13 protein-coding genes and 1 pseudogene are annotated in these 18790 nt (G+C 66.8%); 7 read left to right on the top strand and 7 right to left on the bottom strand.

The features are described 5' to 3' along the window. The first annotated feature begins 1283 nt into the window (after positions 1–1283). Together ACFWZ5_RS37845 and ACFWZ5_RS37840 are read left to right on the top strand one after the other, a co-directional pair. Positions 1284–2054, top strand: coding sequence for a hypothetical protein (locus ACFWZ5_RS37845; protein WP_384891990.1), 771 nt, complete (start codon positions 1284–1286; stop codon positions 2052–2054). Positions 2055–2119: 65 nt separating this feature from the next. Continuing rightward, positions 2120–3364 carry a DUF1173 family protein gene (locus ACFWZ5_RS37840; protein ID WP_384891987.1) on the top strand — a complete coding sequence of 415 codons (1245 nt, stop codon included), beginning with the start codon at positions 2120–2122 and terminating at the stop codon, positions 3362–3364. 185 nt (positions 3365–3549) lie between these two features. On the opposite strand, the gene ACFWZ5_RS37835 is transcribed toward ACFWZ5_RS37840, so the two are convergent. From ACFWZ5_RS37835 to ACFWZ5_RS37820, 4 genes are all read right to left on the bottom strand, one after another. Next, entirely contained in the window at positions 3550–4731 is a 1182-nt protein-coding gene (locus ACFWZ5_RS37835; RefSeq protein ID WP_384891985.1) for a hypothetical protein, read from the bottom strand. A 2129-nt stretch (positions 4732–6860) separates the two neighbouring features. Continuing rightward, positions 6861–7274 carry a hypothetical protein gene (locus tag ACFWZ5_RS37830; RefSeq protein WP_384891982.1) on the bottom strand — a complete coding sequence of 138 codons (414 nt, stop codon included), beginning with the start codon at positions 7272–7274 and terminating at the stop codon, positions 6861–6863. Positions 7275–7948: 674 nt separating this feature from the next. Further along, a complete protein-coding gene (locus ACFWZ5_RS37825) occupies positions 7949–9016 on the bottom strand; it encodes a hypothetical protein (protein WP_384891979.1) in 1068 nt (355 codons plus the stop codon). Continuing rightward, on the bottom strand, positions 9016–9930 hold the full coding sequence (locus tag ACFWZ5_RS37820; RefSeq protein WP_384891976.1) for an AAA family ATPase: 915 nt from the start codon (positions 9928–9930) through the stop codon (positions 9016–9018). The genes ACFWZ5_RS37825 and ACFWZ5_RS37820 overlap by 1 nt, the downstream gene beginning before the upstream one ends. A 2416-nt stretch (positions 9931–12346) precedes the next feature. Here ACFWZ5_RS37820 and ACFWZ5_RS37815 point away from each other — a divergent pair. The 5 genes from ACFWZ5_RS37815 to ACFWZ5_RS37795 all read left to right on the top strand — a co-directional run bounded on the left by ACFWZ5_RS37815 (position 12347) and on the right by ACFWZ5_RS37795 (position 16685). Continuing rightward, positions 12347–13141: a hypothetical protein gene (locus ACFWZ5_RS37815; RefSeq protein WP_384891973.1), complete on the top strand. Its 795-nt coding sequence runs from the start codon at positions 12347–12349 to the stop codon at positions 13139–13141. 225 nt (positions 13142–13366) lie between these two features. Beyond that, positions 13367–14761 (top strand): hypothetical protein, encoded by a 1395-nt coding sequence (locus ACFWZ5_RS37810; protein ID WP_384891970.1) that lies wholly within the window; start codon positions 13367–13369, stop codon positions 14759–14761. 40 nt (positions 14762–14801) lie between these two features. Further along, positions 14802–15542, top strand: coding sequence for a hypothetical protein (locus ACFWZ5_RS37805; protein ID WP_384891967.1), 741 nt, complete (start codon positions 14802–14804; stop codon positions 15540–15542). A gap of 250 nt (positions 15543–15792) precedes the next feature. Further along, complete coding sequence (locus tag ACFWZ5_RS37800) at positions 15793–15963, top strand: hypothetical protein (protein WP_384891964.1); 171 nt, start codon at positions 15793–15795, stop codon at positions 15961–15963. A 455-nt stretch (positions 15964–16418) separates the two neighbouring features. Then, positions 16419–16685, top strand: a complete 267-nt coding sequence (locus ACFWZ5_RS37795; protein ID WP_384891961.1) for a WhiB family transcriptional regulator — start codon at positions 16419–16421, stop codon at positions 16683–16685. Positions 16686–17054: 369 nt separating this feature from the next. Here the strand turns inward: ACFWZ5_RS37795 and ACFWZ5_RS37790 are convergent, their stop codons facing one another. The 3 genes and pseudogenes from ACFWZ5_RS37790 to ACFWZ5_RS37780 all read right to left on the bottom strand — a co-directional run. Next, positions 17055–17597: a hypothetical protein gene (locus ACFWZ5_RS37790; RefSeq protein WP_384891958.1), complete on the bottom strand. Its 543-nt coding sequence runs from the start codon at positions 17595–17597 to the stop codon at positions 17055–17057. A 1-nt stretch (position 17598) separates the two neighbouring features. After that, the gene (locus ACFWZ5_RS37785) at positions 17599–17832 is read right to left on the bottom strand and encodes a hypothetical protein (RefSeq protein WP_384891955.1); all 234 of its coding nucleotides are present in this window, start codon (positions 17830–17832) and stop codon (positions 17599–17601) included. Further along, positions 17829–18790, bottom strand: a pseudogene (locus ACFWZ5_RS37780) (hypothetical protein); the annotation flags it as partial. The gene ACFWZ5_RS37785 and the pseudogene ACFWZ5_RS37780, both read right to left, overlap by 4 nt.

Below are 18790 nucleotides of genomic sequence, written 5' to 3'. Positions count from 1 at the left end.
AAGGGAATCTCCTGGGACATCGGGCGCGGAATGCGAGACGGTGCCGGAATCATCTGGTCGTGCTGCGGGCGCGGGATGGCAGTCATGCTGCGGCCCCTTCCATTCAGGTGGATGTGCTTGCGCAGGCAAGCCAAGGGGGGCCTTCTGGCGGGGGGCAAGGCGTAGGCGGTGCCGGGCGGGACAGCTCCCGCAGGGCGGTCAGTGTGGGGGCGTCGCTCCCGCCTCCTGGGAATCCCGTCCGGGGATGGCCTGGCCGCAGCCGGGGCACGAGTGCCCCGGCTCGGCGGCGTTCCGGGCGGCTGGGACGTCAGACCCGCGCTGAGGGAGGGCCGGGGCCGGGTCCGATTGCGCGTGCGGCAGCATTCCAGTCAGCGGGGCTGCGGCCACCGCGGGAGGGGCCGTGGGCACGACGGCGAAGGAGAAGAAGGCACGCGAGCACATGAGAGTCCTCCCGGAAGGGCGTGACAAGTGGGTTGGCAAGCAGGTGGAGTGTGGGCCGGCCGGCTGCCCTGATCCAGAGGTGAGCGCCGCCAGGGTGGCTCTGCTCCCACCGGACGGGAGGATGGGGGTGAGTCTCCCGCACGCCGGACCGCTGGCTTCTGGCACGGCTTAAGGGGCCCACTGGGCACGCTGCGCCGGAGGGCACGGTGCGCATTTCTGCGGGGAACCGGCCGGCCCCTGCCGCAGTACTCGCCTACGCATGTCGAATCGGGGGCCCAGCCCGGAGCCGGTTATCCATGTGCCTTTGGCCCGCGCCAGTCAGGGTGTTCACATGCGCGGTCGCCTCTGACTGCTCCCGCCTTCAGCTTCCCGGCACCCCGACCCCCATGTCAGGCCCGCCGTCCCGCCTCACGGATCATCCCGGCGGACTTCCCGTGTGGCGGGAAACGCGGGTCCCGGTGTCAGACTCGCCTCGCCCCCGCACCGCTCGATCGGCCTCGGCGCCGTCGGCGCAGGTCAGAATCCGTATGCCGTAACGGGGGCGCATCTCGCAGCGGATCACGATGCATCACACGGAGTCACGAGGTGATCTCTTCCACAGTGGGGTCGGACCACACCTCGCCGGGTTCCGTCCCAGGTTGCCGCCCTTGCCCTCGGTAACGAGGGCCTCATGACCGGCATTCAGACTGCTTGCCGTGCGTAACTGGAAGGGGCAGTGCCAGTAACGCAGATTCACTAACGCGATGGTTCTGCCGTGCGATACAGATGAGGCACCCGCAGCACTCTGACTTGCCGTTTCTTCTCACGGAACGTCAGGGCAAATTCATGATCGAGGGGGAGAGTTGACGATCGAAGCGCCCTTCGAACCAGGGGAACCCACCTCGCACGAGCGCGTATTCCGCGTGTACCAGGCCGTCGAGGAACTGGGGGCCGGGGTCCACCCCATGTGGAGAATCATCGAGAACACGAAGTACACGAAGTCAACCGTGCACCGCATACTCAGCGCCGGCGTCCGGGCGGATGCCTTCGTGCATCCCCGCCAAGGGCAGTACGGCCTGGCACGCGGCAGGCTCGTCACACCAGGCGAAGGCCTGACCGACTCCGCCGTGTCTGACGACGGGGTGCTCTACCGCGAGCTCGCGCTCCTGCAGCGCCAGACCGCGCAGGTCGTGCTGGTCTTCTCCGCTGTCCTGATCGGCGCGACCTCCACCCGTCAATGCCTGCACTCCAACATCGCCAAGCGCGCCGACTTCCAGACCGCCCTGGCGCGGTGCCCCCCGAGCGTCCGCGACCGACTGATACGAGCGCCTCTCCACTCCGACGCAGCCGGACTGGTCATTCAGGCCTACCTCGATGATGCACCCGCCAGCAGCTACACCCGGGAGATCCGCGCAGAAGGCCACGCCCTCTCCCAGAGCCCAGTGCCCGGATGGGAGATGCTCGCCGCTCCCCTGTTCCGCGGCCGCACCGTCACCGGCGCCCTGGCACTCATGGGACTCCCGGCACAGATCCACCGGCACCGCCACGGCTACGTTCCCGCCCTGATGCAGACGGCCGCCCGGATGAGCCGCCGCAGCGAGGGAGCCGCGGCCATGACCGTCTCCGCCGCCTGATGCGCCTGCCCATGCCCCACCATCGATCCCGGCGCCTCCCTTCCGGCGCCGCACACGCTCCACGCGTGGTGATCGCCGGCCAGGAAATCCCGCTCGCCCTCGTCCGCCGCAGCCCCGGCCGCTACGCCCACCTGTTCTCCAAGGCCCGGTCAGAGGACGGCTGTGCCTACTGCCTGTGCGGGGGAACACACGAGCACATGCCCCGACTCGTCATCCGCGTCCGCGCCGGACGGTTCCATCTCGCCGGATGGCCCGACGAAGGCAGTCAGCACGCCCACCACTGCGGCTTCTTCAAACTCGAAGGCGAGCTGTCCGGACGCCCTCCCCACAGCGAGAGCGGCATCCTGCAGACCGACACCGGAACATCGATCCGCCTCGATGTCCCGCTGATCCTTCAGACAGCCTCCTCCCCCACCACCCCGGCCGAAGCCGACCAGACGCACGACGCCAGCGCATCGCGACGCCCCGTTGGGCTGTTAGGCCTGACCCACTTCCTGTGGGAGGAATCCCAGCTCAACCAGTGGCGCCATCCGCGAGGCCACCGCCGGCACTGGCACACGTGCCGGACACGGCTCCACAGCGTGCTGCAGGAGTGCACCATCGACTCCCGCCCCCTGGCCGACACTCTCTACATCGTCCCGGTCTTCCGACCCGAGACGGCAGACCTCCACCAAGCTCAGTTCCGCAGCTTCCAGCAACAGCTGGCACCGCGCCCGCAGGGGCACTCCCGGCGCGGGCTCATTCTCGGCGAGGTCAAGAAGATCGAACCCAGCACCTACGGGCACCGGATCGCCCTGCGCCACCTGCCCAGGGGCCTGTACGCCTCCGCCAAGCAGCTGGAGAGGTGGAAGCGTTCCTACGTCGCCGCCTTCTCCCCCGCCGCGGGCGACACCGCGCACCGCATCGCCCTGCTGGTCATCGAGCAACGTCCCCGCTCCCGCGTCCTCACCATCGTCGACGCCGCGTACATGCTCACCAACCACAACTACCTTCCGGTGGAGTCCTCCTACGAACGTCGCATGGCCGACGCGCTGACCGACGCAGGCCGGAAAATGATCAAGTCGCTGCGCTGGGACCGCAGCGACTCGGTGTTCCCGGACTTCGTCCTCGTCGACACCGACCCAGTGACCTTCGTCGAGGTCTACGGCGTACGCGGCAGAGCCTCCTACGAGGTCCGCAAACGCATCAAGCAGGTCACCTACCAGCAGCAAGGCCGCACCGTCATCGCCTGGGAAGTGGCACAGGAGATGCCGGAGCTCACCCATCCCGGCAACCAGACCGCCATTCCGATGCCACCCGTTTCGCCTTAGCACAGAGTTCGGCAACCTTCGGCCGCACCCCCGGCGCGGAGAAGGCGCTCAGTTGCGATGCCCGAACACCGAGGTCCTCGAACTGCGGGCCGCGGACGGGCTCTGCACGATCTCTTGGCGCGGCGCCGGAGGTTGCCGCTGTCCTCGAGGGCGCGGCTCCAGGAGCCGGGCGGGCATGGGTTGTGTCACGCTCGTGCCTCGGTCAGCTCGACGGCCTTACCTGCGGCGTGGTGCGTTCCTGGAGCGGAGAGGCGTCGTGACGGTGGGGACCAGTTCATCGCGGCGCGTACGCGGTCGGCCTGCACCTGGTATGGGTCAGGCTCGGTTTCCGTGTCGACGGCGCGTGCCCGAATAGCCCGGACCTCCCGAAGCTGCTGGTCCAGAAGGTGGTGCGCGGTTCTCCACCGAGCCTTCTCGGATGCTTCCCCGGCCGCTTTTTGTGCCGCTTCCCAGCTGTCGTGGTAGTGGCGGCAGCGCATTTCGGCGGCGAAGACCCGCTCGGCCTCCTCTTGCGCCTTTCCTCCTGTGGCCAGGCAGTTCAAGGCTGCTTGGCGCACGGCATGCAGATGCGACTGCGTGGCCAAGCGCTCGGCCAGGTCCAACGCCGCGGCCTGGCTGGTGCCCGTGTCGCGCAGTTCCTTAACCGCCTGTTCGACGGTACGCCGGACGTCCGCCTCAACCCGCTCGGCGCACAGCTGGGCCTGCTCGTTGGAGCCGAGGCCCCAGGTTGCCACCGCCACGTCGATGGCCTCGCGCTGGAACGTCGGGACCTCACGGCGGTCACGACAACTCCCGCACAGGCCGGCCGACTCGGGTTGCCCGCAGTCGGCGCATGGCTGAGCCTCCCACGCAGCGTGCCGAGCCTGAACCTCGGCACGGTGCTCAGCCGTGGCCGCCGCGGCGGCTTCCCGCATGCGGATGGTCTCAGCATGCCGGGCGGCGGTGGCCTCGGCCTCACGCCGCCACAGAGCACACAACTCCTTCTCGCCAGCCGCCTTGGCCATTACCCCGTCGCCACCGAGAGCCGCCGATGCCAGCTTGGCGGCGCGGGCGCGCAGGGCGCGGCCGTCGAGAATCTGCAGCACGCAGGCCTGGCAGTCGGCCCGGGTGTCCATCCGGCGTCCGTCATCGCAGCGAGACTCCAGGCACACAGACCGGCGAGGCAAGCCACGGCTCATCAACCATCCCACCGGATCGGTGATGTGGGTTGCGCCCTGCTCGGCAAGCCTGCGCTTGAGCCGCTCCCGCAACACACGCTCAGCATCCACGTCCGGTCCGCACACGTTGAGGATCGCGGTGAGATGGCGCCAGACAGCCTTCCTGACCACCTCCCGAGCACCCATCCGATCAACACGTCCCCAGACCATGGCCACAGGCTCCAGCACTCGCTCCAAGCCTGCGGGAAGCGACGTCCACACTGGAGGTGGCCCTCCAGAGACAGAACGCCAAGCCTGCAACGACATCGCAGCAGCAGGACCAGACTTCCCTCCCCCGCCAGCCCTTTCGGGCTTCTCCCCGCGCAGCGGGCTGTCGGCTCCACGGAACACCGGCACCGTCGGCGCACGCAAACCCGCCTGATCCTCGCGTGCGCCCGTGCGTCCCGGCAGCCCACCGCAACCCCCAACGGCAGAGCCGGAAAAACACCCCAACGAACGCGCAAGAATCACAGAGGGAGCAGCCCCAGGTGCGTGGTCCGTGTGGAGGGCTGCACCAGCCTCCGACGACGATCCTCCCGGACAAGCAGCTGTGACCTGCGGCGATGCCTCAGATCCAGGCGCCAGCAATGACTCCTGATCCCCACATGCACTATCCGCCTCAACAACCTCAGCCGTCACATCCTCAAACGAGAGCTGCGCCCACCCCGCCCCCTCGAGCACCAACTCCTCAATCTGATCCTCCTGGAAGCCAGCGCCGTCACCACACCGAACACATGACGACTGCTGCGCAGGCGCCATGTCTCCTCCAGGGGCGGTCTCCCTCGGCACCGGCACATGGTGAACCCGCCCACGGGCACGCTCAAACGCCTCCCGTACCGCGGGGATCATCAGGCGCTCCTGTCCGTAGAGCTCGGGCCGGTGCCACGCCAGCGCGCCGAAATCCAGCAGCCGCCGCAGCACCGCAGCGCCGTCCGCGGGCTCACACCCCAAGAGCCGCGCCACCGTGACCTCCGCACGGCTGTATCCGGCAGGAAGACGGCCAGGAGCCATCCGCACCCGCCCATCGTCACGGGCCTCCAGAGCCAGCAGCAGCATTGCCAGCCGGTCCGACGCCGAGCCCTTCCTCGGCCGATGAGAGGCCATGAAGCCGGCAGGGGTGGCTTCCCTGTCCTTAGGGTTCCACCCGGGGCAGAACACCGCCTCACAGAAGGTCAGCAGAGTCGCCAGCTCACGGCGCATCAGCACCGACAGCGGAGTCGCGGCCGCGGATGCGCGTGCCTCGCGCAGCGGCAGCAGCTCCAACCGCAAGCGTTCGACCCGCCCCGTTGGCCCCCGCTTGACCTCACAGGTGACCGCGTGGCTTTCCCGAACACGGGGGATGACCGTGTGCGCGATGTGCGAGACGCCGTAGCCGAGCCACCCCGCGAGATCCCGCTGCAGCATCATCACGACCGCAGACGACACAGGTGCCTTGGCCAACAGCACCACACTGGCCAAGCGCACCAGATCACAGGAGCTCGCCAGACGCGAGTCATCCAGAAGAGACCGCACGGCAGACCGCAGAGCCGTACGCATGCTGCGCGTGAGTAGAAGAGCCTCGTCTGAGGCACGAAGGGTGGAGGGGACTTCGGCGCCCCCGGCGCGAAAACTGAAGGGGGACGACGCGTGAGGCGCCGTCGGGGACGAGGTTGTGGTTGGCGTACTCACCTGGCCTGAAACAGGCATGAGTGAGCCAACCCTCGGACGGGTAGCTATGATCTGCTCCTGTCGAGGAGGTGTAAGGGAAACCCTCATCGCCAGCTGACTCTGCCTGTGGGAGAAGGGAGTTCAGCCGCGCGATGGTATGCAGTTAGGTGTTTTAGGGGGTTTTCACCTCTTCCTGGACACGCGAGTGGCCTGGGACTGGGGGTCCCAGGCGCTCCGCATTTGCAGGGTTTGATACGCCGACCACGCGAACAGCGTGGGTGTGCCGCGTTGGCAGTGGCTGGCGAGGATTCATGAGGCGAGCCCGGGAGCTGTGGTGAGCTCCCGGGCTGTCAAGGAATGGATGTGCCGGTTTGTACGGCGAGCATGGCTGGCGTTGCTCGGGCTCACGGATAGGCCTGGATTAATTGGCGCGGGGAACCGCGTGTGAGCCCCGACACGATCTGATGAAGACGGCATGGGCTACCAGTTTCGGCGCATAGAGATGGGTAGGACACATCGAGCCGGGACCCCCGCGCGTGGAGACGTCTCGGCTCGATGGCTGGTAACCTCAGGAGTGGTTCGAGAGAGGTCACTTGGCCTTTCAGACGGCACCCACTCTGTTTGCGGCAGGTATGTGGGTGCCGCTCTGCTTTCTAGGCGGCTATCTTCCCCTCCCCTTCGAACAGCGCGGCGAGACGTGTCTGAAGGTCGTCATACCAGGCTCCGATCGGTAGGACATCAACTGCGCACTGCTGCTCCAGAGCCTGCTCACTGAGATGGAGCAGCTCGTAGTCCTGTTGGATCAGGTGAGCGGACTCCGGGAAGGCGACCAAGCGAGTTCGGGGGTTCACCTCAACGTTCGTGGCAGGGTCATCGGCCGCGATGAGCAGCTCCACCACGAGGCGAACCGCATCCCAGTCACGCTGAAAGGCGGTGTGCGTTCGCTCTCCCTGCTGGGTATCCCGGTTCGTCGAGCGCGTTGCCCCGAGCGCCGCGGCCACTCGGGCAACGACGACATCGTGCGGGCGAAGGTGATTCGCGTCTGCTAGCAGGCCAATGCGAGCCAAGTTCTTCAGCGTGCCTGCGCTGACGCCAGACCACTCGGACACAGTCCGCTGGGACACGGTCCCGTTTGGACGCACAGGCGAGCGGCGTGGTGGCACCTGAACCTCCCTCAGAGTGCGGAGTAGCTTTCCGATATGAGCGCAGCACGACGAGCGTACTCAGCTCATGCAGCGAATCATACGACCCTCGTGCACCTTCACCGCAAACCTCCCTCGCTTCGCGTGTCGGGGCATGGTGAGGCGAGACGGAGCGCTGCAAGCGCCTAAGCCTAAAGAGGGGGAATTCATGCAGGTAGAGAGGGTGTGACACTCGGCCTGCAGGCCTCGGATTGCTGATTGACGCAGCGTTAGGCCGGATCGGCAGTCGTTCAGTGAAGGTTGAGGCCGGGGAGAGATGCACGAGCGTCGTGCAGTGCCGGTGGTGACAGAGGGGCGTCGACTTCATGCAACAGAGCAAGGTGCCGAGAAGCACGGGATCGGGAGCGGCGCCCTGTCGGCAGGCGGCGGGGCCTGCGGCCTAGTAGCCGGGCCGACGCGTGGTGAGGACGCGCAGTCGCCGATCGTGTCCTTGTGTCCCCTCGCGCGTCCCGAGGCGTAGCCTAGATTGCGCATTTGTGAACACAGTTGGGGTGGGACCTCAGAGACGAGGTCCCACCCCAAGCAGCAACGTGTATGCGTCAGCCTTCTCGTGGAACTTGGAACTGCTCCAGGTAGGACTTGATGATGACGTTGATCATGTGGCCGTGCAGGCCTGTGGTGTTCGCCAAGAGGAGTTCATCCACCATGTCGTCGAGCCAGTCGTAGTTCTCAACGCTGATGCTGTAGTGGTTCGGAGAGGCGAGGGCATCCTGCTCTCCCAAGTGGCTGTCCCGGAAGTCGTCTGCTGCCTTGATTAGGTCTGAAACGGAGACGCCCTGAGCAAGGGTGAGAGCCGCGTCCACATACTGACTGGGCTTGAGGTCTGTCAAGCGCAGCATTCGCTTGTCAGCGACGAGTTGGCGGTTCAGGCGCTGGATTACCTCATGATGCAGCCTGATGTTCCGCTTCTTCGGCTTGACGCCGGTGCGAGTTGATTTTGCCCTGCGATAGCTCTTCGCCAGTTCCTCGTACACGAGGGGGAGCCCGTCAATCTTGTTCGCGAGCACCTCCGGGAGAGCCTTCTGCATACCTGACTCGGAGTAGCCAGAGGTGCTAAGAAGGGGAGCGGAAGTGACAGCCCGAACAGCCAACGAGGTCCCGGCCGGCTGAGAGTTCTCGGGTGTGATGCTGGGGTCTTGCTGCTCGAGCCGCTTGGTCGTTTCCACGCCCAGCGCCGAGGCAGGGACGTCAGCATCCGAAGGCGGCTGCATAGCAGCACGTTCCGGCGAATTCGCCTGGGCGACGCCATCTTCGCCGGGGGATGCATCTTCCAGCCCTGAACCAACGATGTGAGCTGCGTGCTCTGTCACAGGTGAGGACGTCGGCGCATGGTGGTCCTCCGAACTGGGGGACGGTACACGCGGCGCGCTGGTCTCCAGCGGAGTGGATGCTCCCTCAACGGCGTCTGTAGACAGTGATGTCGGGGAGGCCGTGTCTGGTGCTTCGGAAGGAACCGGCGCTGTCTCCTCGGCGGAGGCTTGGGGGGAATCCTTATCGATCGCCCGGAGAGCGCCGGTTGATGAGAGGGCGTTCAGCTTGCCAAAGGCGGCGCTAGCCTTGGCCGGCTTCGGTCGACGGGACGAAGTTGTCTTCTTGCTCGCGGCCATTACTGCTGCTCCTCAAGTGAAGCCAGCCACTTGGACTCGCGCTCGGCGATCACGGCTCGGGGAACGCCCAGCGCCTCGGCGAGAACGGCGCCGAAGTAGGAGAAGTCATCGGGGATGGAGCCCCAGGTATCGGCAATATCTTCCAGGAGAGGAATGGTGCTCTCCAGGATGCCCACAGTGGGTAGGCCATCGGGGTGATCGGCGCTCCTGCCTTCGATGAGGTCGACCACGTAGTTGCGAGCGTTTGCGAAGCTGCGGCGCTTAGGGAAGGACTTTGCGAGCATGACACTGAGGTCAATCGGCTCGCCCATCTCTTCGAGGAGAGCGAAGGTCGTGGTGAGCTGAACGACGTCACCGACGTGCTGTTGAGTAGGCACAATTCCGCGCTTCGTGAGCATCCATGCGGTCTTGAGGACGCCGACGTCCTGTGGGCCTACGTCGATGATGAGGTGCTTGAAGCCACGAGCCATCAGGTCGTTTACCTGCTTAGCCATAGCAGGGCTCGTGTATCCGACGACGGTGACGTTGGATGGCCAGTCTTCGCCCGCAGCGATCTGCCATTTCAGGCATGTTTTGTTGGTGCCATCCGAGTCCACGAGGAGGACCGGTTCCCCGGTCAAGGCCAGGATGAGCGCGAAGTACACCGATAGGGTCGTTTTCATAACGCCGCCTTTGGCGTTCCCCATGGTGAACATGACGCCGCCGGAAGTGTTCACTGCGGCGATCACGGCAGTCCGAAGAGGCTCAGGGAGCCCCTCGATGATGCTTCGTAGCTCAGGGTCGAAGTGATCCGGAAGAGTCAGCGAAGGGGCGGTTCGCTGCCTGGGGAGAAAAGTTTCTGGAACGAGCTCGCTGGAGGGAGCGGTTGCGGCCGCCGAGCCCTCGTTCGGCTCCTGAGTGATCTGCTCAGGCATGTCTGATGTGTACCTGCTTCTGGTTCGATGAGTTGGTACCTGGCGCCCTTTAGGGGCGAGCATTGCGAGGTTGCCCACTCCGCGGACTCGGCGCTGCTGCGGACCTCAAGTTGCGGTGAGTGCCAGTGCTGCAGTGATGCCCCTTGAGGTGTGCCTACATGAAGGCGCCCCCACGTCGCACCCCTCCTAGCGCTGGCCGCCCGAATCGGCGCCGGCTCGCGTTAGCGGACTACCCGTCACCACTCCTGCTGGGAAGCGGCGTAGACACGCTAGCAGAGTGGCGCGCCCTCTCTCAGCTAGACGTGGCCGTTGAGAGGCGAGGAAGACCGTAGACGCGCAGGAGCAAGCGACGTCCCGGAGTTCCTTACTCTCCCGAGGTCCGGTGGGTCACACTTGGCCGCTGGTTGATTTTGCGCACCAGCTCGCGAGTCGTGTCCCTGTGTCCCGCCATGTGTCCCGCCATGTGTTCCAGATAGTGAATATGTGAAAGTGCAGGTCAGAGGGCATATTTTACTCATCCTTTACCATCGCTGTGTCAATCTCTGAATCAATGGGCTCTCGTTGTAGAAAGGTGTATTTAGTTCATCAAGTCATACTCTTTAGAAATCCCTTGAACACCTCAATAGGGTTGAATGGTGCGAGAGTTGGGTGAGTAGAGGTGGGGCCGTGCCGACCCTGGAGCGCCCTCCTGCTCCCGAGTCTCTGGGTTCTGAGCCGGCGGTGAACAAAGGTGCCTGCCGACGAGGTGTGCGGCGTGACTCTGTACCCCCTGGGACGTCAGAGCGAGGCGTCGCCGCCGGGATGACGCGGTTCCTTCTTCCCGCGAGGGGAGGCATCGCCAAGTGCACTTCACAAAGGCGCATTCCGGGACACGAGGCGGGACACAAGGCGGGACACAAGGACACAGGCCAAGAGTGACTGGGCCCGCACGTGGCCCCCGGGGGCGTTGCAGCCCCAAGACTTCCTTGCTGTGGAGGGGGAATCGCTACCGGCGCGCATCATTCCACCGCTAGCGCTCACGCGTGCTCATGGGGTGCCTGTGAGGGAGTGAACTCGCCTGACGGCATCCGAGGGTATAGGGCTTCGCCGCCAGCTGCGATGAGCGCATCACTCGAGGTTCTGACGAGAGCTCACCTCACGGCCCTTGGGTTCGAATCCGCTCGCGCCGCGGCCCATGAGGAGAATCCGTAGGTGTCTGCGTAAGAGGCCGACGAGGACAATGCGGATGTGCCGGGACCTTGCTTGTGCCGAGACCGAAGAGAGCAGCCCCTCATGTGAGGAGGTCCCGCATCGCTACCAAGAGCTCAGGCGAGTCGGACGCATCCAAGATTCTCCAGTTTGGACGGGTCACAGGATCCCGAACTGCTCAAGCGGGGGTTGGCTGGCACTCTCAAGACCGAGTCGCTCACACTGACTGAATGATCAAACTCGCTGGCTAGTCAGAGTAGCGGCCACCGTCGTGAGGGATAGAGCTGTGGATCGACATGAGCAGAGGCTGGCCGCCGCGGCCCAAGAGTGCGTGCTCGGTCCGCACCCACCTCGACGGGTGGGCCTGTGCCTCGTCCTGCTCAGTGGCGGAGAGGGGGCGCCAGCCTTGATGCTTTCGCGAGTGATACGAAGCGTTGCCTAGTGTAGGGGGCGCAGGCGAGTTGGCAAGCTGCCCAGGTCAAGCTGGGAAACGGCGCGGGCTGGCCTGGCTCAACCACCCAGGGCAGGGGCAGTACTGCCCTCGGTTCCGCAGAGCCGGAACTGTCGACCTGATTTGCCAGGGAGGGGACTGGTCTTGAGCCTTCCTGCGTCGGTGGGAGTGAAGAGTTCTCGCCGAGCACGGTGAGTTGCGTTGACCTGTTATGTGGGCGTGCTCGGCGTCGTGCGGCTCGGCCAGCCATCGTCCCCCGTCCCGTCGGCGATCTCGTCGTCAGGGCAAATTCCTCCTGCAGAAACTGGTCGGCTCTTGCACGGGCCTTGTCGCAGTGCCAGCTTTGTCGCCCCAGAGCTCACCGTCTCCGTTGTCCTACGAGACAACAAGACCTCCTCACCCCGCCGCCACTGCCCATAACCGGCGAACGTCCCATTGGGAAAGGAATTCAAACCTTGGGCGCATGCGGCTCGCGGGCGGACCACTCCCGATCGGACACCCGGTCGAGACAGGATCAGACCTGCACGCGGGGGGGGGCAGCCCTCATCGATCACTTGCCGGATGTATCAGGACATCTGGTCCGGGGGCAGGGCGAGCACCCCGCCAGCCTGGGTGAAGGCCGGAGTGCGTGAGGATTTCGTGGGGCGGGAGCCGAACGGGTCGACTTCCCGTCAGAAGGGATCCGACACGCTCCACGCGCATTCTGTTGTGCCTGAGATCTGGTTGCCACGCATCGTGAGGCCGTTGGCATGACCTCACGAGGTGTCGGGGGAGCGGATGGCGGAGCTGTGGACAGGGGAGCAGCGCGCGAGGCTTGATGAGCTGACGGTTTCGGTGGAGAGCCGGCTGAGTTTGGCTCCGATCGGGGCCAGCGTGATGGATCGGGAGCTGGAGACTGGCCAGGCGCGGAGCTTGGGGGATTTTCCGGATTCTCCCGTCCGGTATCGCGGGTTGTGGTGGGTTCGGGCGGGTTCGGTGTGGCGTGTTGCTGACGATCACGCACAGGCTCAGTTAGACGAGGACGCGGACCGCTATCGGCTGGCGGTGGCCGCGGCTGATGGTCTCGCGGCGATCGCGCTGGCGCATCCTGTCTCGCAGCAGCAGTTGGTCGCCCATGTGCGGAGGGTGTCGCTCGGTGATGTGCCCGCTGCGCTGAGGGACGTGCCCGAGAGCCCTCAGGCGCGGTGGGCTCGGCTGGACGCGCCGGTGGGGTGCGGGGTGTGGGCGGTGTCCTGGCCGCCGGGTGCTACGGCGCAGTGGCATCAGCACGGTGACGCGCTGAGTGCCTTCGTCGTGCTGGACGGGGAGCTGGAGTTTGCCGAGCGTGCTGACGGCGGGGACGGTGACGGCCGTGGTGGCGAAGGCGAGGTCGTCCGTGGGCCGGTACTGGCGGGGGAGTGCCGGGCACCTGCCGAGGGATGGGCGCACCAGGTCCAGAACACCGGTGGTGCCCGCGGTGACCGGTGGGCGTTGTCCGCCCACATTAGCTGGCTGGTGCACCCGTTCTCCTGTCACGACCACGTTCCGGGCGCGGTGGCGGCCGCGACCGTCGTCAAGGCGGTAGCAACATGACGACTCGCTTCAGAGTGCGCGGGAGGCCGGCGCGGTGGCAGCATGCCGCAGCCGGTGGGTCGCGAGCAGGCCGCTGGCGTCGCCCTGGGGTGGGAACAATGGGGCGTCTGCAGCGAGCGGGGCCCTCGGCTCCTGGTCCGTGGAGGGCCGAGCTCATACGCCCCGCGTGGGTCTGTGGGGGTCTGCGCGCCCGAGTGAGGGCCGTGGGTGCGGGGCGGGGGCGCCATGTCCGGAGCCAGTAGGGCACAGGCACGACTGCGCTCCGAGCAGGCACTGATCAGCACGTTGATCCAAGACGTGGCGAAGATGGGCCCCCTTGCGCAGGCGTCGTCGGTGCGCTCGCGTGACTTCGGGAACATATGGCTGCAGCAGATGTACGGCGCTTTGGTCGAGGACGGCTTGTGGAATCACCCCTACGTCACACAGGCCTCGGGGCTGGAACGTGTCAAGACCGTGTGTCTCATGCTCCGCCAGCGGCTGCAGACACGGATGCAGACTCTGGCCGATGGCCTTCGCGCGGATGCTGACGTCGCCGACCGGGAGGCGAAGGCGGCGGTGGACCGGGCGCGCACAGCGCACGGGCAGGCCGAGGACGCCCGCGAGGACACGAACTGGCAGCTGGAGAACTTCCCGGCCGCTCATCCGATGTGCCGTCAGGCCCAAGAATGGGAGGCCCAGGCTTGGGCGAACGCGACTATCCACGCGGATACCGCTGACCATGCGGTCAAGGCCCGGGAGCAGGCACAACGCCGGGCAGCCCAGCTCCAGGAGACGCTCGCTTCCCTCAAGGCATGGGAGGGGGTGTGGGAGGCGATCGGGGAATTCGCCTTCTCCGAGCAGCGTGCCGATCCTCAGCACGGAGCCCGCTACGCCCGCCAGGTGCTGGAGCACGGGATCGCCGAGCGTGTGCACCAGCTCGGCCAGGAGCTGACGGCTCAGGTCCAAGGGCCCGGGGCGACGCTCGACGAGCAGATCGCAGCGGTGAGGGCCGCCATGGACCGGTTTACAGCGGAGCCGACGCTCACCGCAGGCGGGGAGCCGATCGTGCCCGCGCCCGTGTTCGCCGATCTGACGCACCCGCAGCGATGGCAGGCGCTACGAGTCGAAGAGCAGGTCGTGATGTCCCTGGTGGCCCATCCGGAACAGCTCGCTCACGGCAACGCTGCTGCGCTGCGACCGAGGGACATGAGCAAGCCGGAACACCACTACCTCCTGGCCGCGGTCATCGAACAGCACCGCGACGGCGTGACGATGGACCCCACGGACCTGACGCACCGGGCGTGGGAGGCGGCTTCGCGAGACGACGTCGAGGTGGACGTCGAATACCTCATCAGCACGACGATGACCGCGCGGCATCACGCAGTCGTGGGCGGAAGGGCCACCCACCCCATGAGCCTTAATCAGACCGCGCAACGGGAAGCACCCGTGCTGATCGCGCTGAGCGTGCAGCGGCAGACCGCAATGGTCGTGAAGCAGACACAAGCCCAGCTGGCTGCGGGCAGCGCACCACACCAGACAGCCTCCTTGATGCGTAACGGACTGGCCCACGTGCTGGATCAGGCACAGCGTCACCCGCAGGCCGCGGCCACACCGCAGGCGCCGCACCGGGGAACCACCTGATGCTGAGCGCCACCCACCGCCGTCCTGAGGGAGGAGATCGATGGTTGACCGAAAGGCCCGAGATGACGACCTGCTGCGGCTGCTGCGCGAGATGGCCCGACGCTGCACGCGGGCGGCCCTGGCCCTGGACGCCCAGGCGGCTGCCCTGGCATTCGATGCGGAAGTACGGCCCCAGCTCGAGGCTGAGGCCCAGGCCGCTTGGCAGGCTGGACTTCTGGCCCGCGCCGTCGCAGCGGCCGCTGCCCATCAACTCGACGTGGATGACCAGGGCGCAGGGCTGGATGCCGGGATCATCGGGATGTGCCGCACGACCTTGAATCTACCGGCGACCAACCAGGACCTGACGAGTGCCCTTGCGCGGCTGGAGACCATCGAGCAGCACGGTGGGGGAGTGGGGGCGCTGGATGCCGCCAGGAACGCGGGGCAGTCGTTGACTGAGCAGAACGGCGTCGCCCCCGAACTGGACGCCATCCTGGATCAGACTCTTGCCGAGCGTCTGCAAGAGCTGCCCTTCCCTGACGAGCACGCGGCACCGCGCGCGCGAGCGCCCGCGATGAGCGATGGGGAGGTACCGGTGCCCGGCGTCGATCACGTTGACGGGATGCACCTGGGGGCGTGGGCCCTTGGCCTGATACAGGTCAGCCGGCAGCGCCTCCTCCTGACCGCTGCGGCGCCCGCTCATCGGCAGCTGCCGGGAATGAATGTGCTCGACGTGGCGCAATGGGAAGCCCTTGGCCTGCACGAGCTTGTGCCTCCTCGGCCCGGAATCCACGCGCGGTAGGTCTGATGGAGGCTTCCCCTTCAGGCTGGGCCGGGGGAGCGGAAGCGCAGGGGGAGAGCCGGGGCGGGCGCACCGTGCTTCATGGCTGCCGGCGTGCACGTCCCGCCGGGCGGACTTCCACCCCGCCCCCGACCGCACCGCGGGAGTGCCCACTCCTGAGGGCATCCAGGCATTCGGCTTTGGAGGCTGGTCTGGAAGAAGGGACCTGGCGGGCCCCTCCCGGGGGCGGAGAGATGGTGAGGAGCACACCGTGATCAACAGCGCAGGCGCCATCGCCCTGGCTGTCCTGGGGCTCATCGCCGTGTACACAGGCGTGCGCCCACCCCCTCCTGCGCGCAAGGCTCAGCAGACCCGCGAGCGGGTCGAGGAGACGCTCGATGCTACGGCCGTGCGGCACGCACCGCGCACAGCGCGCCGATGATTCCCTATCCCGCCAGCGGAGCCAGCAGCACCGACGGAGTACCTGGTGGAGCGATGTCCTGGGGACAACGCGCGCGTTCGCCCGTGACGTGTGAGGGGAAGGTGATCGTGGCTGGCCGGATGAGCGGCCCTGGTCCGGCAACCAGCCGGAATCGCGAGCCAGATACGTGGCTGCAGAGCCCACAACACGCGGCCTGGCGTTCAGCGCGGGAAGAACCGCGCTCCAGGGCCAGCGGCGTGAGCCGGACTGACGTACGCGAGGCAGGTTCGTCGCTGTGCCCCGGTCCTCTGAGAGGGGCGCGCTACTTGGGTCCCTGCTGGATGCCACAGCCTGTCTTCAGTCTCGGTCCCTACAGCTCACGAAGAGCACCCAGCGACCCTGACCCTGCTCGACAGCTGGAACGTCACCCACCACACCCGGCCCTCCCGGACCTCAACCATTCTAAGGAACCAACCATGGACTGGCTCTTCCAGGCCGCCTGCCGAGATGAGGATCCCGACCTCTTCTTTCCCATCGGCAGAATCGGTCCCGCACTGCTGCAAGTCATCGAAGCAAAGCGGTGCTGCGCTCGTTGCACGGTGTCGGAGCAGTGTCGTGGCTGGGCGCTGGCGACGGGACAGGAATCGGGGATCTGGGGAGGACTGACCGCGGATGAGCTGAATGAGCGCAGGCACCAAGACACCCGCGGCCGGGGTCGTACCACCGTGGAGGGGACGACCTAGAGCGAAGGATCAAGCAGTGTGTCGATCGGGCCTGCCGGAAGGATAGGGCATGACGGACGCGTACATCCGGGGCGTGTGGGCAAGGACGGGTCAGGAGCGGCCGACCAGAGGGTGCGGCTGGCCCTCGGCGGGATGGACTTCGAGGCCGCAGCTGGCGTTGAGGAGTACTCGCCACTCTGGGTAGGTGCGTTGGGCAGGGCGATATGACCTTGACGACGCTCCCTGAATCCAATCAAGGAGCGCCATCAACGTTCGCCGAAGTCGCCGGAGAAGAGCAGAACACCGTGGACGAGCTCGGTCCTAACCACGGGGCTGGGCCATCGGCGCAGGTAGACGGCGGCCGTGATGGGCTCGTGGGGTGGCGGCAAGTCAGGGCCGGGCATGGGGGCGGGTCTGCGTACGGTGGTGGGCGAGTTGCTGGAGGCGGCGCAGAAGGAGATGGCAGTTGGCGGCGGCTGCGTAGTGGCTGCCCAGCTTGACGTGGCGGTAGGCGTGGTAGCGGGCGGACCACAGGCCGGTCCAGGTGGAGATAGGCGGTATGGCGTCGTGCCAGCGGCTGCTGCTCAGCCATGCCCTGACCCGGACGGGATCCTTGAGGTATCGGTGGAGCTCGCGGGCGATGGTGGCGCGGTCGAAGGTGCTGTAGGCGACGAGGTGTCGCCCGTGGAAGAGCTTGGCGAGCACGGGCAGCAGGTCGTTGAAGGTGATGGCGTTGCGGGTGCTGTTCTCGGTGAGGCCGTGCAGCGAACTGGCTTCAGGTTCGAATGCGGCCTGCGGGTTGAGGAGTTCGTTCAGGACGAGTGTTCCGCGGCCATCGACCGCAGCGATCTGAGCGGCGAAGGGGCTGGCCAGGCCGGTGGGTACGCACGGCGTCGGCGAAGGAGGCGTGGCGCTCGCCGGTGGCCTGAACATGTCAGAGGCCGTCGGTGTCGCCGGCGTGGAGGGTGCCGAGGTAGTCCTCGGCCCGGTAGCGGTCCGGAGCGTAGATGGCCCAGGTGGGCTCCTCGGTATCGCGCGGCCGGATGCATGCGACGGGGACGGTGTCGATGGTCGTGACGAAGGTGTCGCTCCAGGTTCGTGGGTGTGAGCGGGACAGGTCGGTGCCGGCGGACGGCAGATGTGGCAGAGGGGGGCGGGGGTGGTTCATGTGCCGGCACCTCGCGGTGCCGGGGCGGATCGAGGTGACGTCTGCGAGGTCACCGGCGTGATGCCGCGGATCTGGGGCAGCAGCGGCGCGTCGGGGACCAGGAGGGAGCGGAGCTGGGGAAGGGGGAGGGCTTCGTGGCGCAGGACCAAGCCATCGGTGAGCAACTGCGCAACGGGAGCAGCGAGGTGGGGCGGCAGCCAGGTGGCTGCGGCGTGGGCGTCGTCGTCGGTGACGGGCGGGTGCGAGCGCGGTGGGCGGGTGAGGAGGGCCTGGTAGAGGCCGGCGGCGGGCTCCAGCGGGGGAAGACCGGCAGCGTGGGCACGTTCACTGGCTTTTCGGGCGCAGCATAGGCCCTTCAAGTCGAGGTCGGCGTAGAGCAGCAGGGTGTCCACGGGGTGCTCGCGCTCACGGAAGGACGCCTGGGCGGTGGACAGGGAGGCGATGAGGTGGTCGCCCTCGCCGAAGCCGAGCCAGCCGACCTGGCTGCGGTCGGGCCAGCTGCCGAGGATGTCACGCAGGCTGGTGAACGCAGCGGTGTTCTCGACGATGAGCAGCCACGGCGCTGGCCCGAGTTCATACATTGCCAGGGGGGCGGGCGTGGGCCGGGCACGGAAGTGCACGGCGAGGTCCAGCAGCCCCTTGGTGACCAGGTGGTGGCGCTCAATGTTCTTCAGGCGTTTCTCGTCGCCGTACAGCTCGTAGGAGCGGTCAGCCACCGGGATGATCTCGGCGTCCGGCTGGTCGCGCAGCAGCGCGTTGACGGGGCCGAGCAGGGCCCGGTCGCCTGCCGTCAGACGCAGGGTGGTGGCGAAGCGCAACGGCTCGACATAGGCGCGGGGGGCGTGTTCACGGCAGAGCGGCCGCTCGGCAGGCGGGCGTTGGACCCAGCGGGGCAGGGGCGGGGAGGCGCAGTAGTCCCAGCCACCGCTTCCCTTGGGCAAGGTGACCAGCCCGCGGT

This window comes from Streptomyces sp. NPDC059003 (genome assembly GCF_042740445.1).
In the GTDB taxonomy this organism is placed as follows: Bacteria; Actinomycetota; Actinomycetes; order Streptomycetales; family Streptomycetaceae; genus Streptomyces.
Note: the sequence above shows the minus strand (reverse complement) of the source record. Positions and strands in the feature narration are given on the sequence as shown.